The sequence below is a fragment of the Cryobacterium adonitolivorans genome, assembly GCF_004402695.1.
GTDB classification, from domain to species: Bacteria; Actinomycetota; Actinomycetes; order Actinomycetales; family Microbacteriaceae; genus Cryobacterium; species Cryobacterium adonitolivorans.
Genome location: NZ_SOFL01000035.1, coordinates 19,065 through 35,467, shown reverse-complemented (window position 1 = coordinate 35,467; position 16,403 = coordinate 19,065). Strand labels below are relative to the sequence as shown.

The following is a 16,403-nucleotide window of genomic DNA, read 5'->3' as shown; positions in this document are numbered from 1 at the left end:
TTCGGATTCGGTGACTCAGGTGATGGCGGTTCGGCTACTCAGCCGCTCAGACGGCCAGGACGGTGCCGGCAATGGTGCCCGTTGTCTCGTATTCGGCGAGCTGGTCGATGCGGCGCTGGTGGCGTTCCTCGCCGGGGAACGGGGTGGCGATGAACGTGTCGATGAACGCGATGACGTCCTCGATGGGGTGTTGGCGGGCGCCGATCGCGATGACGTTGGCGTTGTTGTGCTCGCGGGCAAGGGCGGCTGTGGCCGGGTTCCAGACCAACGCCGCGCGGGCGCCGCGCACCTTGTTGGCCGCGATCTGCTCACCGTTGCCTGAGCCGCCGAACACCACGCCGAGGGCCTCAACGCCGGCCGCCTGGTCGGCGACGACGGCCGCGGCCGCACTGATGCAGAACGCCGGGTAGTCGTCGAGCGGTTCGTAACTGGTGGGCCCGTGGTCGATGACCTCATGGCCGGCCGTACCGAGGTGGCTGATCAGGAGGGTGCTGAAGTCGAGGCCGGCGTGGTCGGTGGCGATGTGGATGCGCATGATGAGCAGTCTATTTAGTCGCGCGGGATGCTGCAGCGCGGCTACTCGGCGACCGCGACGAGGGCGGGCGCAAAGATCGGGTCGCGGGTGCGGCTGCGCTTGATCTCGAAGAAGCCGTCGTAGCTGGCCACCGCGACCACGCCGTCCCACAGGGCCAGTGCCGCTTCTCCAGTGGGTGCCGGTGAGATGACCGGTCCGAAGAAGGCCACGTCGTTCACGGCGATCACGGGGGTGCCGACGTCCTGGCCCACCCGGTTGATGCCGTCGAAGTGGCTGGCGCGCATTTGCAGGTCGAACTCGTCGCTCTCGGCGAAGCGGGCGAAGTCGGCCGGCAGGCCCACCTCGGCGAGCGCCGCGGGAATCACGGACGCGGCATCCGAATTGCCCTCGTGGTGGATACGGGTGCCCAGGGCGTCGTAGAGGGCCTTCACCGTCTCCTGGCCGTGCAGCTCCTGCGCGGCCTGCACGAGGCGGGTGTATTTGAGGGCTCGGGGGAAGAGCGCGCGGTACTCCTCGGAGACGTCGGTGTTCTCGTTCAGCACGGCCAGGCTCATGACCTGCCAGCTCACCTCGAAGCCGCGTAGATCGCTCACCTCGTCTACCCAACGAGAAGTCATCCATGCCCAGGGGCAGGAGGGGTCAAACCAGAAGGTCACAGAGTCACTCATCGAACCAGCCTAAGCGAGTCGAAGGCGCCGAATTGCCGCCAAACCGGCACGCCCCGTACCCGGCTAAAGCCCTGTCCAGAGCAGCTATCGAAAGAGAAATGCCTGATTCTGAGGCAAATTGCGCTAAAATTGACGCTTATGCCCGCTGAGGGGCTGCTCCGCATCCGGGGCACATGACCTCGATCTGAGGCATCTCATGACCTCTACACGAGGCCTGATATGTCTGCGCAAGAGTCATGTCATGACCTCCAAAAGAGGCATCTCTATTGTCAGAAAGTGACGTATGTCAAACGCAATCAACGGAGCGGATCACACCGTGAAGAAGATCAAGAAGCCGCTGCTTCGACGGCGCCTGAAGGTGTCCGACGTGAACGTCGTCGACCGCCCGATGCTGAAGAAGGCTCTCGGCGGCACCATCGTCGGAAACACCATGGAATGGTATGACGTCGGTGTCTTCGGCTACCTGATCACCACCATGGGTCCCGTCTTCCTCCCCGAGGCAGACCCGACCGTGCAGACCCTGTTCCTCCTCGGCACCTTCGCCGCCACCTTCATCGCCCGCCCGCTCGGCGGCGTGTTCTTCGGTTGGCTGGGCGACAAGCTCGGCCGACAGAAGGTGCTCGCCATGACGCTGATGCTCATGGCCGCGTCCACCTTCGTTGTCGGCATCCTGCCCGGCTATGCGCAGCTGGGCATCTGGGCCGCCGTGCTGCTGGTGCTGACCAAGCTCGTACAGGGATTCTCCACCGGTGGCGAGTACGCCGGTGCCACCACCTTCGTGAGCGAGCACGCCCCGGACAAGAATCGCGGCTTCCTCGCCAGCTTCCTCGACATGGGCAGCTACCTCGGCTTCGCCATGGGTGCCGCTCTCGTGTCGATCCTGCAGGTGACCCTGGGCCAGGCCGCGATGGAAGAGTGGGGCTGGCGTCTGCCGTTCCTGCTCGCGGGCCCCCTCGGCCTGATCGCGATCTACTTCCGGATGAAGATCGAGGAGTCGCCGACCTTCCAGGCCAGCCTGGACGCTCAGGAGATCGCGCTGAAGGATCCGAACTTCGTCAACGACGACAGCATCCCCAAGGGACCTGTCGCCATCTTCAAGAACTACTGGCGCGGAATCGTCCTCGCGATGATCCTCGTTGCCGCCGCGAACACCGTCGGCTACGCGCTCACCTCGTACATGCCGACCTACCTCACCAGCACCATGGGGTACGACGAGCTGCACGGAACGCTGCTGACGATCCCGGTCCTCGTGATCATGGCCTGCTGCATCCCCCTCACCGGCCGTCTGAGCGACAAGATCGGCCGTCGCCCGGTGCTCTGGATGGGCTCGATCAGCGCCGTGGTCTTCGCCATCCCCGCGTTCCTGCTCATCGGAGCCGGCTCCGTCTGGACGACACTGCTGGGTCTGGCCCTGATCGCCCTTCCGGTCACGTTCTACGTCGCCAACCTCGCCTCCGCGCTGCCGGCCCTCTTCCCCACCGCCAGCCGCTACGGGGCCATGGGCATCGCGTACAACTTCGCCGTCGCGATCTTCGGTGGCACCACGCCGTTCATCATCGCGGCGCTCATCGCGGGAACCGGCGACGACATGATGCCGGCCTACTACCTGATGGCGACCTCGTTCATCGGTGGAATCAGCATCTTCTGGCTCAAGGAATCCGCCAACCGCCCGTTGCCCGGCTCCATGCCGAGCGTGCAGACGGTCGAAGAGGCGCATGAACTCGTCGCCGGCCAGTTCGAGAACCCGCTGCTCGACCACGACGAGATGCCGTTCGACGCCACCTTCGAGCCGCCGACCTCGTCGATGGACCTGAGCGAGCTCAAGACCGAGACCGACGCAGAGCCGGCCAAGGTCTAGCTCCACCTCGCACCGCCTCCTTCCTCATCGGAGGGTCGCCTCTTCGGAGGTAACTGTGGCCGGTGCGGACAATTGTTACCCGCACGCCGGGCGCAATCGTCCGCACCGGCCACAGTTGTCTGTATGCCCGGCAGTATGACGGGCGGACGCACCGTCGTAGAATTCTCTGATGACCACCGAGCAACACCCGCAGAGCGCGCCCGCCGAGAGACCCGCCGACGCCACCGCCCCCGCGATCGACCCCCACGACCTCGAGGTAGCCCTGCGCGTGCTCGCCTCCCTGGCGACCATCGACCCGGACGACCCCGATTTCGTCACCGTTCGCCAGGCCACTGCCAAGATGTTCAAATCGGTGAAGACCGTGCGCCGGCACGAGAAGCGCCAGCTGATCGCCGACGCCGACCGCGAGGTCATCGCCGCCACCGCCACCGGTGCTCCCACCCGCATCGACGACGAGACCATCGGCGCCCAGCTGCGACTCGGCACGGACCGGCCCTCCGCCGGCGAATTGCTCGTGCCGCGAGCCTGCTACATCTGCAAGCAGAAGTACACCCTCGTCGACGCGTTCTACCACCAGCTCTGCCCGAGCTGCGCGGCGATGAGCCACACCAAGCGCGACGCCCGCACCGACCTCACCGGCAAGCGCGCCCTGCTCACCGGCGGCCGCGCCAAGATCGGCATGTACATCGCCTTGCGGCTGCTACGCGACGGCGCCCACACCACGATCACCACCCGGTTTCCCCGCGACGCCGTACGACGCTTCAGCGCCATGCCCGACTCCAGGGACTGGCTGCACCGCCTCCGCGTGGTGGGCATCGACCTGCGCGACCCGGCCCAGGTGATCGGCCTGGCCGACTCCGTCGCCGCGCAGGGCCCGCTGGACATCCTGATCAACAACGCCGCCCAGACCGTGCGCCGCTCCCCCGGCTCGTACTCCCCGCTGGTGGAGGCCGAGTCGTCGCCGCTGCCGGAGGGCGAACTGCCCGAGATCGTCTCGTTCGGGCACACCAACGACGCGCACCCCACCGCGCTGGCCGCTTCCGTCGCGAGCCACCCGATCCTCGCCGCCGCGGCGACCGGCGCCGCGCTCACCGCAGACGACCTCACGGCGCTGGCCCTGGCCCCCGGATCCTCCTCGCTGGCGCGGCTCGCCGCGGGCACCGCCATCGACGCGGGTGGCCTGGTGCCCGACCTGCACGAGGAGAACAGCTGGACGGCCAACGTCGAAGACGTCGACCCCCTCGAAATGCTCGAGGTCCAGTTGTGTAACACCACCGCGCCGTTCCTGCTGGTCAGTCGCCTGCGCGCCTCGATGGCGGCATCCGACGCCCGGCGCACCTACATCGTGAACGTGTCGGCGATGGAGGGTGTCTTCGGCCGCGGCTACAAGGGTCCCGGCCACCCGCACACCAACATGGCCAAGGCCGCGCTGAACATGCTTACCCGCACCAGCGCGAAGGAGATGCTCTCCGACGGCATCCTGATGACCAGCGTCGACACCGGCTGGATCACCGACGAGCGTCCGCACCCCACCAAGATCCGCTTGGCCGAGGAGGGCTTCCACGCCCCGCTCGACCTGGTCGACGGCGCCGCCCGGGTGTACGACCCCATCGTGCGCGGCGAGCACGGCGAAGACGTGCACGGGGTCTTTCTCAAGGACTACCGCCCCGGCACCTGGTAACCCCGCCCACATCCCGCGAGCCGTGAGAAAAGCACCACAGGATGCGATTTCCTGGGGCCAATCTCACAGCTCGCGGAACACTTCCGCGGCACTCCCACGCACCTGCCGGGCAGTGTCGGTGGGCGCCGATAGGGTCGGAGCGTGCAGACAACTATCGCGAAGACCGCAATCGCCGACATCCCCTCGCTGTGCGTGTTCGACCTCGAAACCACCGGGGTCAACACCGACGAGGACCGCATCGTCACGTGCTTCATCGGCCGGGTCATGCGCGACGGCGCGGTGAACGGCTCGTACAGCTGGCTGCTCAACCCCGGTATCCCCATTCCGGACGGGGCGTCCGCGATCCACGGCATCACCGACGAGGTCGCCCAGCGCGACGGGGTCGACCCTGCCACCGCCATCGCCGAGATGCTCACGGTGTTGCGCCGCAGCATCGAGGGCGGCCGCCCGATCGTGGCGTACAACGCCAGCTTCGACCTGTCCATGCTCAACGCCGAGGCCCGCCGCTACGGCCTGGTGCCCATCGAGGACTTCGGCCCGGTGCTCGACCCGTATGTGATTGACAAGGCTGTCGACCGCTACCGCAAGGGCAAGCGCACCCTCGTGGCGACCGCCGAGTACTACGGCGTGCTGCTCGAGGGCGCCCACGACGCCGAAGCGGATGCGGTGGCCACCGGCCGGGTGGCCTGGGCGCTGCTGGCCAAGACCGAGGAGACCGACCTGCACAACCTGCACGACCGCCAGGTCGGCTGGGCGCTGGAGCAGGCCGAGAGCTTCCAGGCGTACCTGCGCAAGTCCAAGGGCGACGACCTGATCGTCATCGACGGCGCCTGGCCGATCAGGGTCGGCGCCGACCGTGCCACGGCCGTGCCCGTGCTGGCGGCACCCCAGGTCTAAACACCCGCCCGCCCGGCGATTAGCCGGGCCGTTCCTCATTCGAGCCAGTGCACCGCACGTCCGTGCGGTTGGGCGAGTGCGAGCGCCCTGCCGTCCAGGGAGAGCACAAAATCAATCGAGCCGGATACCGCGGGCAGGATCGACGGCAGCGTCCCTGCCACACCCGGCACCTGGCCTCAACCTCGGCGAATGCCCGATAGCGCAGCGCGGTATCGGCGCCGGCATCCGTGCTTGTTCTCATGCCGTCAGCATAATCAGGCGCGCCATCGTCGCCACCGTGGCTAGGCTTGTTCTCTATGCGAAAAGCGCCAGAAGCGCCCGCGAAACGAAGATGGAGAAACCGTTGCCCGGAGAAAACCTCACCAGGATCGAAGCCCAGGAGCGCAAGGCGCTCGTCAGCGTGACCAGTTACGACGTCACCCTTGACCTGACGACGGGTTCCACGACCTTCGCCAGCACGACCACCGTCGCCTTCAGCGCCGTGGCCGGTAGCTCGACCTTCATTGACGCGATCACCGAGAGCGTGCACAGCGTCACTCTCAACGGTGCCGAGCTCGACCCCGCCGTCGTCACCGATGGCATCCGCATTCAGCTTGACGGTCTCGCAGCCGAGAACGTGCTCACCGTCGTCGCCGACGCCGCGTACACGAACACCGGCGAGGGCCTGCACCGTTTCGTCGACCCCGTCGACAACGAGGTCTACCTGTACAGCCAGTTCGAGGTGCCAGACTCCCGCCGTGTCTTCGCCGTGTTCGAGCAGCCCGACCTCAAGGCCGTCTTCAACTTCACCGTCACCGCGCCCGGCGCCTGGGAGGTCATCTCCAACTCGGCCACACCAGAGCCCACGGACGCCGGCAACGGCAACAAGACCTGGGCGTTCCCGCCCACCCACACCATCTCCAGCTACATCACCGCCCTCGTGGCCGGGCCGTACGCCGTTGTGCGCAGCGAGCTCACCTCCAGCGACGGCCGCGTCATTCCGCTGGGCCTGTTCAGCCGCAAGAGCCTGTTCGAGTACCTGGATGCCGACTACATCTTCGAGAAGACCCGCCAGGGCTTCGCCTACTTCGAGGAGAAGTTTGACTTCCCGTACCCGTTCGACAAGTACGACCAGATGTTCGTGCCGGAGTTCAACGCCGGCGCCATGGAGAACGCCGGCGCGGTCACCTTCACCGAGACCTACGTCTTCCGCTCCAAGGTCACCGACGCGATCAAGGAACGCCGCGTCGTCACGATCCTGCACGAACTGGCGCACATGTGGTTCGGCGACCTGGTCACCATGAAGTGGTGGAACGACCTGTGGCTGAACGAGTCGTTCGCCGAGTGGGCGTCGACCATCGCCACCGCAGAGGCCACCGAGTGGACCGAAGCGTGGACCACCTTCGCGGCGATGGAGAAGAGCTGGGCGTACCGCCAGGACCAGCTGCCCTCCACCCACCCCGTCGTGGCCACCATCACCGACCTCGAAGACGTACAGGTGAATTTCGACGGCATCACCTACGCCAAGGGCGGCTCGGTGCTCAAGCAGCTCGTGGCCTGGGTGGGCATCGACGCGTTCTTCACCGGCGTCGCCTCCTACTTCAAGAAGCACGCCTGGGGCAACACCGAGCTCTCCGACCTGCTCGTCGAGCTTGAAGCCGCCTCCGGCCGCGACCTCTCCGACTGGGCCGCCCTGTGGCTCGAGACCGCCGGCGTGAACACCCTGCGCCCGCAGATCGAGGTCGACGAGGCCGGTGTCATCACCGCGTTCGCGGTACTGCAGACCGCCACAGAGGACTACCCCACCATTCGCCCGCACCGCCTCGCGATCGGGTTCTACGATCTGGTCGACGGCGCGCTGGTGCGCACCCACCGCGTCGAGCTCGACGTCGACGGCGCCCAGACGGATGTGCCGGAGCTCGTCGGTCGCAGCCGCGCCGACCTGATCCTTCTCAACGACGACGACCTCGCCTACGCCAAGGTGCGCCTCGACCCCTCCTCGCACGCCGTCGCCCTCGAGCACCTCGCCGCGATCGCCAGCCCGCTGGCCCGGTCGCTGGTCTGGGGCTCCGTCTGGGACGCCACGCGCGACGCCGAAACGTCGCCGCGGGACTTCGTCAAGCTGGTCCTCGGCAACATCGCCACCGAGACCGAGTCCACGACGCTGCGCACGGTGCTCGGCCAGGTGTCGCTCACCGCGCAGTATTACGTGGCGCCCGAACACCGCGACGCCACCGTCGCGGCGGTCGGTGACGCGCTGTGGGCCCTGGCCCAGGGCGCTGAGGCCGGCAGCGACGCCCAGTTCCAGTTCGTGAAGTTCTTCGCTTCCGTCGCCGAGACGCCGGCCCAGCTGGCCGCCGTCTCGGGCCTGCGCACCGGCTCATTCGCTCTGCCGGGCCTCGACATCGACACCGACCTCAGCTGGGAGCTGCTCGCAGCGCTGGTCGCCGGCGGCGAAGCGGGCGAGGCGGAGATCGCCTCCGCGCTGGCCGCCGACAACACCGCCACCGGCGCCCAGTCCGCCGCCAACGCGCGCGCCGCGATCCCCACGATCGAGGGCAAACAGGCCGCCTGGGCGTCGCTTATCGACGTTGACACCGCACCGAACACCATCGTGCGGGTCACCGCCGCCGGGTTCCTGCGCGCGCATGACACGAGCCTGCTCGAGCCGTTCGTCGGCCAGTACTTCGCCGTGCTGCAGAAGGTGTGGGCCGAGCGGAGCTATTCCATCGCGGAGAAGCTCATCGTGGGTCTCTACCCGTCGCCGCTGTCCAACCAGGCCCTGGTCGACGCCACCCGCGCGTGGCTGGACGCCAACCCGGAGCCCGCAGCGCTTCGCCGTCTCGTGGTGGAGAACCTCGCCGGTGTGGAGCGGAGCTTGCGTGTGCAGGCCCGCGACAAGGACTGACAACGCCCGTCGCTGTATCGATAGCGCCGCACCGTTCCCCAAGGACGGTGCGGCGCCATCGTCTTTCGGCTGCCGTGCGTGGCCCTCAGGAAGCACGGAGTGGTCGCTCGGTAGACTGGCCGAGCTATGAATTGGGATACCTTCTGGGCTGCGGCCGACTCCATCTATAACCTGACGATCGTGCAGGTCGCCGTCATCATCATCTTCTCGCTGGTGGCGCGCTGGCTGCTGCTCTTCGTCATCCACCGCGTGGTCGCCCAGATCGTGTCTGGTGTCAAGAAAACTCAGAACGTCGACGACACCCAGGCGCTGAACGTGTCGCCGGTGGCGGCCGTGCGAACCGTGCAGCGCACCCGCACCCTCGGTTCGGTGCTGACCAACATCGTGAACGTTGTGGTGGTGGTGATCGCGATCCTGCTCATCGTGACCGAGCTCAACCCGGAGATCCTCACGTCGTTCGCCCTGCTCACGGCAGCGCTCGGCGCCGGCCTCGGGTTCGGCGCCCAGAACATCGTCAAGGACGTCCTCAACGGCCTCTTCATGGTGATGGAAGACCAGCTCGGTGTCGGCGACGTGGTGGACCTCGGCCCGGCGACAGGTGTCGTCGAAGCCGTCGGCATCCGCATCACCCAGGTTCGCGACGTCAACGGCACTCTTTGGTTCGTGCGCAACGGTGAGATCCTGCGCGTGGGCAACATGTCGCAGGGTTGGGCCCGCGTGATCATCGACCTCGCCGTGCCGTATAAGACCGACGTCGAGGCCGTGCAGACCGAGATGCTGCGCGTGGCCGTGGAGATGGCCACCAACAGCAAGTGGCGCTCCCGTGTGCTCGAGAAGCCCGAAATCTGGGGAATCGAGTCGATCGCCGAGGATGCCGTCGTCATCCGTATCGTCATCAAGACCCGCACAACAGCCAAGGACGACGTGGCGCGCGAACTTCGGCTGCGTCTCAAGAGGGCTCTCGACGCGATGGGAGTCGAGCTGCCCTCGCTCACCAGCATCGTGCTCACCGGTTTCGAGGGCGCCGCGAGCGTGCAGGGTGCCCGCCCGCCGCGCACCACTCCGTTGCCCGTGATTGCTCCGCCGAAGAAGGCGCCGCGCAAGAGCCGCGCGGCCAGGGCTGCCGAAGCTGCCGCCGCGGCGGCATCCGCGTCACCGCACGCCGCGGCACCGCAGTCGGCAGCACCGCAGTCGGCAGCACCGCACCCGGACGCACGGCACCCTGCGACGCCGCAGCCGGCTGCACTTCGCTCCGCGAAGACGCCGGCGTCGCCGCTCGTTCCGGCCACACCGCAGACCATCGACGCCGCCGCCCAGCCCACCACCCGCATCCCGTCGATCGCCCGCAACCAGGCGCCCCGGGCGCCCCGCACCGTGCGCCTGCCGGTGCAGGATGCGTCACCCGAGTTCTCTGACTCACCTGACGGCCCGGCCACAGCATCGAACGATACGACGGCCGTCGCCACACCGCCTGTCGCCACACCGGCGCAACAGGCCGCCACACCGCCACAACACCCCGCCGCCACCGACTCGACGGCCAAGCCGACCGCCAAGCCCGCCACGAAGCAGCCGGCCAAGCCGAAGACCCGGCCGATCGACAAGCAGGCCGAGCCGCAGCCGGAGGTGTCGTCCGGTACGGCCACAACCCGCGATGGAGACACCCATGACTGATCCGACGTCGACGAATCCAGCCATCCGTGCCGCATCGGCCCAGGGGCCGGTCCTGATACCGGCCGCCGGTCCGTCAGCGGTGCACCTTCGCGCCGGCGAGAACGGCGCGGCGATCGGGCCGTCGTTTTACCAGGAGGTCGGCGGCCGGCCGTTCTTCGAGAAGCTCGTCGCCGAGTTCTACCGCGGCGTTGCCGGCGACCCGGTCCTCAAGCCCATGTACCCGGAGGAGGACCTCGGTCCCGCAGCGGACCGGCTCACCGGCTTCCTAGAACAGTACTGGGGCGGGCCAGGCGCCTACAGCGAGCAACGCGGGCACCCCCGCCTGCGCCAGCGGCACCAGCCGTTCAAGGTGAACCCGGATGCCCGCGACCGCTGGTTGCTGCATATGCAGAGCGCCGTTGATTCGTGCGACTTGCCCCCGCTGCAGCGTGCCACCCTGTGGGACTACCTCGAGCGCGCCGCACACGCTATGGTCAACACCTTCGACGAGTAACTCCGCCCCGAAGTCCCCGCCGCACTGACAAGCCCGCCTCACTGACAATGGAGTCACCATGAGCCCCTCCCGCCCCGGCCTGCCCACGCACCCGAACATCTCCGCCGATGTGATCGTGGTGGGGGCCGGCCTGGCCGGTCTGGTCGCCACGGCCGAACTCGTGGACGCGGGCAAGCGGGTGCTGCTGGTCGACCAGGAGAGCGCCGCCTCGCTCGGCGGACAGGCCTGGTGGTCATTCGGTGGCTTGTTCCTTGTCGACTCCCCCGAGCAACGCCGGATGGGAGTGAAGGACTCCCTCGATCTTGCCCGGCAGGACTGGTTCGCCAGCGCCGGCTTCGACCGAAGCGAGGACTATTGGCCGACCCGGTGGGCCGAGGCGTACCTCAACTTCGCCGCCGGCGAGAAGCGGGCCTGGTTGAAGGAACGCGGGGTGACGTTCTTCCCCGTCGTCGGCTGGGCCGAACGTGGCGGATATACCGCCCTGCAACACGGTAACTCTGTTCCTCGCTTCCATATCGTCTGGGGAACCGGGCCCGCGATTCTGGAACCGTTCATCACCCGGGTCCGCGAGGGGGTGCGCGCCGGCCTGGTCACGGCCCTGCACAGGCACCAGGTCGACGAGCTGATCGTCGAGAGCGGCACCGTGGCGGGGGTGCGCGGCAGCCTGCTTGCTGCGAGTGCTGCGGCCCGCGGGCAGGCCAGCAGCCGGGAAGTTGTCGGCGAGTTCGAGCTGCGGGCGTCGGCGGTCATCGTGACCAGCGGGGGCATCGGCGGCAATCACGACCTGGTGCGCGCCCAGTGGCCGGCCCGACTGGGCGCCGCACCCGCGAACATGCTCACCGGCGCGCCCGCCCACGTCGACGGCCGGATGCTGGGGATCAGCGAAACGGCCGGCGCCCGCCTGATCAACGGCGACCGCATGTGGCATTACACCGAGGGCATCGTCAACCACGACCCGGTGTGGCCCGGCCACGGCATCCGCATCCTGCCCGGGCCGTCATCGCTGTGGCTGGACGCCACCGGCAAGCGCCTGCCGGCCCCGCTGTTTCCCGGCTTCGACACCCTCGGAACGATGGAGCACCTGCTTAAGACCGGCCATGAGCACAGCTGGTTCGTGCTCACCCAGAAGATCATCGAGAAGGAGTTCGCGCTCTCCGGCAGCGAACAAAACCCCGATCTCACCGGCAAGGACCTGCGCCTGCTTGCCCAGCGGCTCGGACCGGGCGCGCCCGGCCCGGTGGAGGCATTCAAGAGCAAGGGCGAGGACTTTGTGGTGGCAGACACCCTGCACCAGCTGATCGCGGGCATGCAGCAGCTCTCCCCCGAGGTACGAATTAACGCCGCACAGGTGGAACGGGAGATTCTGGCCCGCGACCGGGAGCTCGACAACGACTTCAGCAAGGATGCCCAAATCAACGCGATCCGCCAGGCCAGGCACTACCGCGGCGACAAGCTCATTCGGGTGGCGAGCCCGCACAAGCTGCTCGACCGCGCCAACGGGCCGCTCATCGCGGTGAAGCTGCACCTGCTTACCCGCAAGAGCCTGGGCGGCATCGAAACCGACCTCTCCGCCCGGGCGCTCGGCGCCGATGGGCAGCCGGTCCCCGGACTCTACGCGGCGGGCGAGGCCTCCGGCTTCGGCGGTGGTGGCGTACACGGCTACCGCTCGCTGGAGGGCACCTTCCTCGGCGGCTGCCTGTTCTCCGGCCGCACCGCCGGCCGGGCCGTCGCCGCGGCGCTCTGACCCGTTCGGATCACGCGAGCCGTGACTTAAGCACCAGAAAACGCCAAGTTTTGGGGCTTATCTCACGGCTCGCGGGGGTGGGTGGAGCGTTAGGCGCGCAAGGACCAGGGCTTGCGGCGCACCAGGATGTGGCCACGGGCCGTACTCAGGCGCGTCCAGGGGCCGGTCTCGAAGAGCTGCACCGGCTCGTCCACCGCCAGGAAGCCCAGGCTCACCGCGGCGAACCCGGCACCGGAGGGCACGAAGTCGAGCGCCTCGATCGGGCGGCCCCAGACCTCGGACCGCACCCGCTGCACGATCTGCTCGCCGGTGCCGGTCGGGATGACGGAAGCGACCTCGGCGATGCCCTCACGGGCTGCGGCCTCCAGGACGGCCGGTGATGCGCTGCCCTGGGACGTCCAGCCTCCCCGAGGCGGGGTGATGCCCGCCCAGGTGACCGACGAGACCTGCAGCGGCACCGTGACGGTGACCGGGGCATCCACATCGGTGACGGCCGCCTCGAGGCGCAGCAGCCGGTCCAGCAGCGACCGCACCGGAACGACGACGTCGAGCTCAACGGGTTCGGTCAGCGCGAAGGTGCGAAGGCCCAACACCGTGGGGCTCGAGTCGAGCAGGCCACGCGGGTACAGGATTGCGGTGTACACGGCAAGCACGCCCGCCGCGGAGACGAGCCGCACCGAACCGTCCTCCACGCGACTGGCGCGCGAAAGATAGACCTGGAGGTCGCCGAGGGACAGGGAATCTGAGAGGGAGAATGACTGGCTCATCTGCTGTCTAAACTACCAAGGTACGTCGGTGTCCACGGACCCGAGCTCGAACAAGGAGGCAGCATGCACGCACCACTGGAGGGTCTTCTGGCCGCTCTCGACCTGACCGACACCGGTGCCCGCACCAGTGAGGACATCTTCACCGGTCCGTCGCAGTGGATGCCGCAGGGGCGCGTCTTCGGCGGACAGGTGCTCGCGCAGTCCCTCGTCGCCGCCATGCGCACCGTGCCCGACGAACGGCACGTGCATTCGATGCACGGATATTTCCTGCGCCCCGGTGACGTCAACCATCCGATCACCTTTTCGGTCGACCGGATCCACGACGGCCGGTCGTTCTCCACCCGCCGTACCCAGGCGTACCAGAACGGGGTGCCGATCCTGTCGATGATCGCGTCGTTCCAGGACAACGACGAGGGCCTCGAGCATCACATCGAGATGCCGACCGACCTTCCCGAACCCGAATCACTGCCGACCACGGCAGACACCCTCGGTCACATCGACCACGACTTCGCGCGCGCCTGGGCCAACGACCGCCCGTTCGACATGCGCCACGTGCCCTCATCGATCTACCTCACCGTGGACGGCGAGCACACCAGCAAGCAGATGATCTGGATGAAGACCTTCGAGCCCATCCCCGACGACCCCGACCTGCACCGCGCCGCACTGGCCTATGTGAGTGACTACTCGATCATGGAACCCGTGATGCGCCGGCACGGCCTGCCCTGGGCCACCCCGGGACTGAAGGTAGCCAGCCTCGACCACGCCATGTGGTGGCACCGCTTCGGCCGGGTCGACGAGTGGATGCTGTACGTGCAGGACTCCCCCTCCGCCCAGGGCGGCCGGGGCCTGTCCACCGGCAGCATCTACAGCCGCGAAGGCCTGCTTCTGGCCACGGTGGCCCAGGAGGGCATGGTGCGGGTTCCCAAGCCCGGCGACTAGGCACCCAGCCAGGTTTGCGTCTGCTCGCGAGCTGTGAGTCAAGCCCCGAAAACTCGAGGTTTTCGGGGCTTAATTCACGGCTCGCGGGAAGGGCTACTTGCGGGTGAAGGCGACTGCGGGCTCCAGGTACGGGCTCCAGGCGGCTCGTTCGACCTCGTTGATCTTGCGGGGGCGCTCCGTCGCCGCATCCACCAACACGATCGTGGTGGTCGCACGGGCGTACAGCTGCGCGGGCTCCTGCCCGGCCGGGCCGAACACCTCGTAACACACGTCGAGGCTGGCACCGCCGAGCTTGCCGATCCACAACTGCACGTCGATGGGCTCCCGCAGATACGGGATCGGCGCGAGGTACTCGATCTCCATACGTGCGATCAGGGTGAGCGTCGCCGCACCCGGTCGCCCGTCCAGCACGGCGGTTCCCTGGGCCCCGGCCGCACCGGCCGCCTCGTCGTTGACCCAGAACGCCTGGATGCGCGCCTCCTCGAGGAGGCGCAGCATCTCGGCGTTGTTCACGTGGGCGTAAGCGTCTAGGTCCGACCAGCGCAGCCGGATGGGAACGTGCAGCCGCATGGGGCTCCTAGTCGCGTGTCAGTTTGCGGTACGCGGACCGGTGCGGCTTGGCCGCGTCCGGGCCGAGACGCTCGATCTTGTTCTGCTCGTACGACTCGAAGTTGCCCTCGAACCAGTACCAGTTGCCCGGCGCATCGGCGGTGCCCTCATACGAGAGGATGTGCGTGGCGATACGGTCGAGGAACCACCGGTCGTGGGTGATGACCACGGCGCAGCCCGGGAACTCGAGCAGGGCGTTCTCGAGCGAGCCGAGGGTTTCGACGTCGAGGTCGTTGGTCGGTTCGTCGAGCAGCAAGAGGTTGCCGCCCTGCTTGAGTGTGAGCGCCAGGTTCAGGCGGTTGCGCTCACCACCGGAGAGCACACCGGCCTTCTTCTGCTGGTCGGGGCCCTTGAAGCCGAACGTCGACACGTAGGCGCGGGAGGGCACCTCGGTCTTGCCGACCTGGATGTAGTCCTGGCCGTCGGAGACGACCTCCCAGAGCGACTTGTTCGGGTCGATGCCGCCGCGGCTCTGGTCGACGTAGGAGATGTCGACGGTCTCGCCGATCTTCAGGTCACCGGCATCCAGCGGCTCGAGGCCCACGATGGTCTTGAACAGTGTCGTCTTACCGACACCGTTCGGGCCGATCACGCCGACGATGCCGTTGCGCGGCAGGGTGAAGGAGAGATCTTCGACCAGTACGCGGTCGCCGAAGCCCTTCTTGAGCTTCTTGGCGTCGATGACCTGGGCGCCCAGGCGTGGGCCGACGGGGATCTGGATGTCTTCGAAGTCGAGCTTGCGTCCGCGCTCGGCCTCGTTCACCATCTCCTCGTACCGGGCCAGACGGGCCTTCGACTTGGCCTGACGGCCCTTGGCGTTGGAGCGCACCCAGTCGAGTTCCTCGGCGAGGCGCTTGGAGAGCTTGGCGTCCTTCTTGCCCTGCACCTGCAGTCGTTCCTGCTTCTTCTCCAGGTAGGTGGAGTAGTTGCCCTCGTAGGGGTACAGGTGGCCGCGGTCGATCTCGGCGATCCACTCGGCCACGTGGTCGAGGAAGTACCGGTCGTGGGTGACGGCGAGTACGGCGCCGGAATACTTGGCGAGGTGCTGCTCGAGCCACAGCACGCTTTCGGCGTCGAGGTGGTTAGTCGGTTCGTCGAGGAGGAGCAGGTCGGGCTTCTGCAGCAGGAGCTTGCAGAGCGCCACGCGGCGCTTCTCACCACCGGAGAGGTCAACGACGGGGTAGTCGCCCGGCGGTGTGCGCAGAGCATCCATCGCCTGCTCGAGCTGGGAGTCGAGGTCCCAGGCGTCGGCGGCGTCGATCTCTTCCTGCAGGGTGCCCATCTCGGCGAGCAGGGTGTCGAAGTCGGCGTCGGGTTCGGCCAGCGCTGCGCTGATCTCGTTGAACCTGTCGACCTTGGCCTTGATCGGGCCAACGCCTTCCTGCACGTTTTCGAGCACGGTCTTGGTCTCGTCGAGCTCCGGCTCCTGCATGAGGATGCCGACGGAGTAGCCGGGCGAGAGCCTGGCCTCACCGTTGCTCGGAGTATCGAGCCCGGCCATGATCTTCAGAATCGTGGACTTACCGGCACCGTTGGGGCCCACCACGCCGATCTTGGCTCCGGGGAAGAACGACATTGTGACGTCGTCGAGGATGAGCTTGTCGCCGATTGCCTTGCGCGCACGCACCATCGAGTAAATGAATTCAGCCATAGT

General features: G+C 67.5%; 14 protein-coding genes. 8 read left to right on the top strand and 6 right to left on the bottom strand.

Annotation, left to right across the window (positions count from 1 at the left end; translation table 11 throughout):
- Window positions 1-46 precede the first annotated feature (46 nt).
- Both E3O42_RS10685 and E3O42_RS10680 read right to left on the bottom strand, forming a co-directional pair.
- The gene (locus E3O42_RS10685) at window positions 47-535 is read right to left on the bottom strand and encodes a ribose-5-phosphate isomerase (RefSeq protein ID WP_134453931.1); all 489 of its coding nucleotides are present in this window, start codon (window positions 533-535) and stop codon (window positions 47-49) included.
- Between the two features lie 41 nt (window positions 536-576).
- The gene (locus tag E3O42_RS10680; RefSeq protein ID WP_134453930.1) at window positions 577-1,203 is read right to left on the bottom strand and encodes a mycothiol-dependent nitroreductase Rv2466c family protein; all 627 of its coding nucleotides are present in this window, start codon (window positions 1,201-1,203) and stop codon (window positions 577-579) included.
- Between the two features lie 283 nt (window positions 1,204-1,486).
- On the opposite strand from E3O42_RS10680, the gene E3O42_RS10675 reads away from it, so the two are divergent.
- The 3 genes from E3O42_RS10675 (at window position 1,487) to E3O42_RS10665 (ending at window position 5,639) form a co-directional block, all read left to right on the top strand.
- Window positions 1,487-3,061, top strand: coding sequence for an MFS transporter (locus E3O42_RS10675; protein WP_134453929.1), 1,575 nt, complete (start codon window positions 1,487-1,489; stop codon window positions 3,059-3,061).
- A gap of 169 nt (window positions 3,062-3,230) precedes the next feature.
- Complete coding sequence (locus tag E3O42_RS10670; protein WP_134453928.1) at window positions 3,231-4,742, top strand: SDR family oxidoreductase; 1,512 nt, start codon at window positions 3,231-3,233, stop codon at window positions 4,740-4,742.
- A 141-nt stretch (window positions 4,743-4,883) separates the two neighbouring features.
- On the top strand, window positions 4,884-5,639 hold the full coding sequence (locus tag E3O42_RS10665; protein ID WP_241984769.1) for an exonuclease domain-containing protein: 756 nt from the start codon (window positions 4,884-4,886) through the stop codon (window positions 5,637-5,639).
- A 35-nt stretch (window positions 5,640-5,674) separates the two neighbouring features.
- Here E3O42_RS10665 and E3O42_RS18740 read toward each other — a convergent pair whose 3' ends face one another.
- Window positions 5,675-5,800 (bottom strand): hypothetical protein, encoded by a 126-nt coding sequence (locus tag E3O42_RS18740; RefSeq protein ID WP_255455058.1) that lies wholly within the window; start codon window positions 5,798-5,800, stop codon window positions 5,675-5,677.
- 182 nt (window positions 5,801-5,982) lie between these two features.
- On the opposite strand from E3O42_RS18740, the gene pepN reads away from it, so the two are divergent.
- The 4 genes from pepN (at window position 5,983) to E3O42_RS10645 (ending at window position 12,434) form a co-directional block, all read left to right on the top strand.
- Window positions 5,983-8,526: an aminopeptidase N gene (gene pepN, locus E3O42_RS10660; protein ID WP_134453927.1), complete on the top strand. Its 2,544-nt coding sequence runs from the start codon at window positions 5,983-5,985 to the stop codon at window positions 8,524-8,526.
- Between the two features lie 126 nt (window positions 8,527-8,652).
- Complete coding sequence (locus tag E3O42_RS10655) at window positions 8,653-10,197, top strand: mechanosensitive ion channel domain-containing protein (protein ID WP_134453926.1); 1,545 nt, start codon at window positions 8,653-8,655, stop codon at window positions 10,195-10,197.
- Window positions 10,190-10,690, top strand: a complete 501-nt coding sequence (locus E3O42_RS10650; RefSeq protein WP_134453925.1) for a globin — start codon at window positions 10,190-10,192, stop codon at window positions 10,688-10,690. Before E3O42_RS10655 ends, E3O42_RS10650 begins: the two co-directional genes overlap by 8 nt.
- A gap of 58 nt (window positions 10,691-10,748) precedes the next feature.
- A complete protein-coding gene (locus E3O42_RS10645) occupies window positions 10,749-12,434 on the top strand; it encodes an FAD-binding dehydrogenase (RefSeq protein ID WP_134453924.1) in 1,686 nt (561 codons plus the stop codon).
- 89 nt (window positions 12,435-12,523) lie between these two features.
- Here E3O42_RS10645 and E3O42_RS10640 read toward each other — a convergent pair whose 3' ends face one another.
- On the bottom strand, window positions 12,524-13,201 hold the full coding sequence (locus E3O42_RS10640; RefSeq protein WP_134453923.1) for a DUF8185 domain-containing protein: 678 nt from the start codon (window positions 13,199-13,201) through the stop codon (window positions 12,524-12,526).
- A gap of 63 nt (window positions 13,202-13,264) precedes the next feature.
- Here E3O42_RS10640 and E3O42_RS10635 point away from each other — a divergent pair, with 63 nt between their 5' ends.
- Window positions 13,265-14,140: an acyl-CoA thioesterase gene (locus E3O42_RS10635; RefSeq protein ID WP_174844255.1), complete on the top strand. Its 876-nt coding sequence runs from the start codon at window positions 13,265-13,267 to the stop codon at window positions 14,138-14,140.
- Window positions 14,141-14,233: 93 nt separating this feature from the next.
- Here E3O42_RS10635 and E3O42_RS10630 read toward each other — a convergent pair whose 3' ends face one another.
- Window positions 14,234-14,710, bottom strand: coding sequence for an acyl-CoA thioesterase (locus E3O42_RS10630; protein ID WP_134453922.1), 477 nt, complete (start codon window positions 14,708-14,710; stop codon window positions 14,234-14,236).
- A 7-nt stretch (window positions 14,711-14,717) separates the two neighbouring features.
- The gene (ettA, locus tag E3O42_RS10625; protein ID WP_134453921.1) at window positions 14,718-16,400 is read right to left on the bottom strand and encodes an energy-dependent translational throttle protein EttA; all 1,683 of its coding nucleotides are present in this window, start codon (window positions 16,398-16,400) and stop codon (window positions 14,718-14,720) included.
- Between the last annotated feature and the right edge of the window lie 3 nt (window positions 16,401-16,403).

Excerpts from the sequence above, each read along its gene's own strand:
- E3O42_RS10685 (WP_134453931.1), bottom strand. The coding sequence starts at position 535 with ATGCGCATCCACATCGCCACCGACCACGCCGGCCTCGACTTCAGCACC.
- E3O42_RS10680 (WP_134453930.1), bottom strand. The coding sequence starts at position 1,203 with ATGAGTGACTCTGTGACCTTCTGGTTTGACCCCTCCTGCCCCTGGGCA.
- E3O42_RS10675 (WP_134453929.1), top strand. The coding sequence starts at position 1,487 with ATGTCAAACGCAATCAACGGAGCGGATCACACCGTGAAGAAGATCAAG.
- E3O42_RS10670 (WP_134453928.1), top strand. The coding sequence starts at position 3,231 with ATGACCACCGAGCAACACCCGCAGAGCGCGCCCGCCGAGAGACCCGCC.
- E3O42_RS10655 (WP_134453926.1), top strand. The coding sequence starts at position 8,653 with ATGAATTGGGATACCTTCTGGGCTGCGGCCGACTCCATCTATAACCTG.
- E3O42_RS10650 (WP_134453925.1), top strand. The coding sequence starts at position 10,190 with ATGACTGATCCGACGTCGACGAATCCAGCCATCCGTGCCGCATCGGCC.
- E3O42_RS10645 (WP_134453924.1), top strand. The coding sequence starts at position 10,749 with ATGAGCCCCTCCCGCCCCGGCCTGCCCACGCACCCGAACATCTCCGCC.
- E3O42_RS10640 (WP_134453923.1), bottom strand. The coding sequence starts at position 13,201 with ATGAGCCAGTCATTCTCCCTCTCAGATTCCCTGTCCCTCGGCGACCTC.
- E3O42_RS10635 (WP_174844255.1), top strand. The coding sequence starts at position 13,265 with ATGCACGCACCACTGGAGGGTCTTCTGGCCGCTCTCGACCTGACCGAC.
- E3O42_RS10630 (WP_134453922.1), bottom strand. The coding sequence starts at position 14,710 with ATGCGGCTGCACGTTCCCATCCGGCTGCGCTGGTCGGACCTAGACGCT.
- ettA (WP_134453921.1), bottom strand. The coding sequence starts at position 16,400 with ATGGCTGAATTCATTTACTCGATGGTGCGTGCGCGCAAGGCAATCGGC.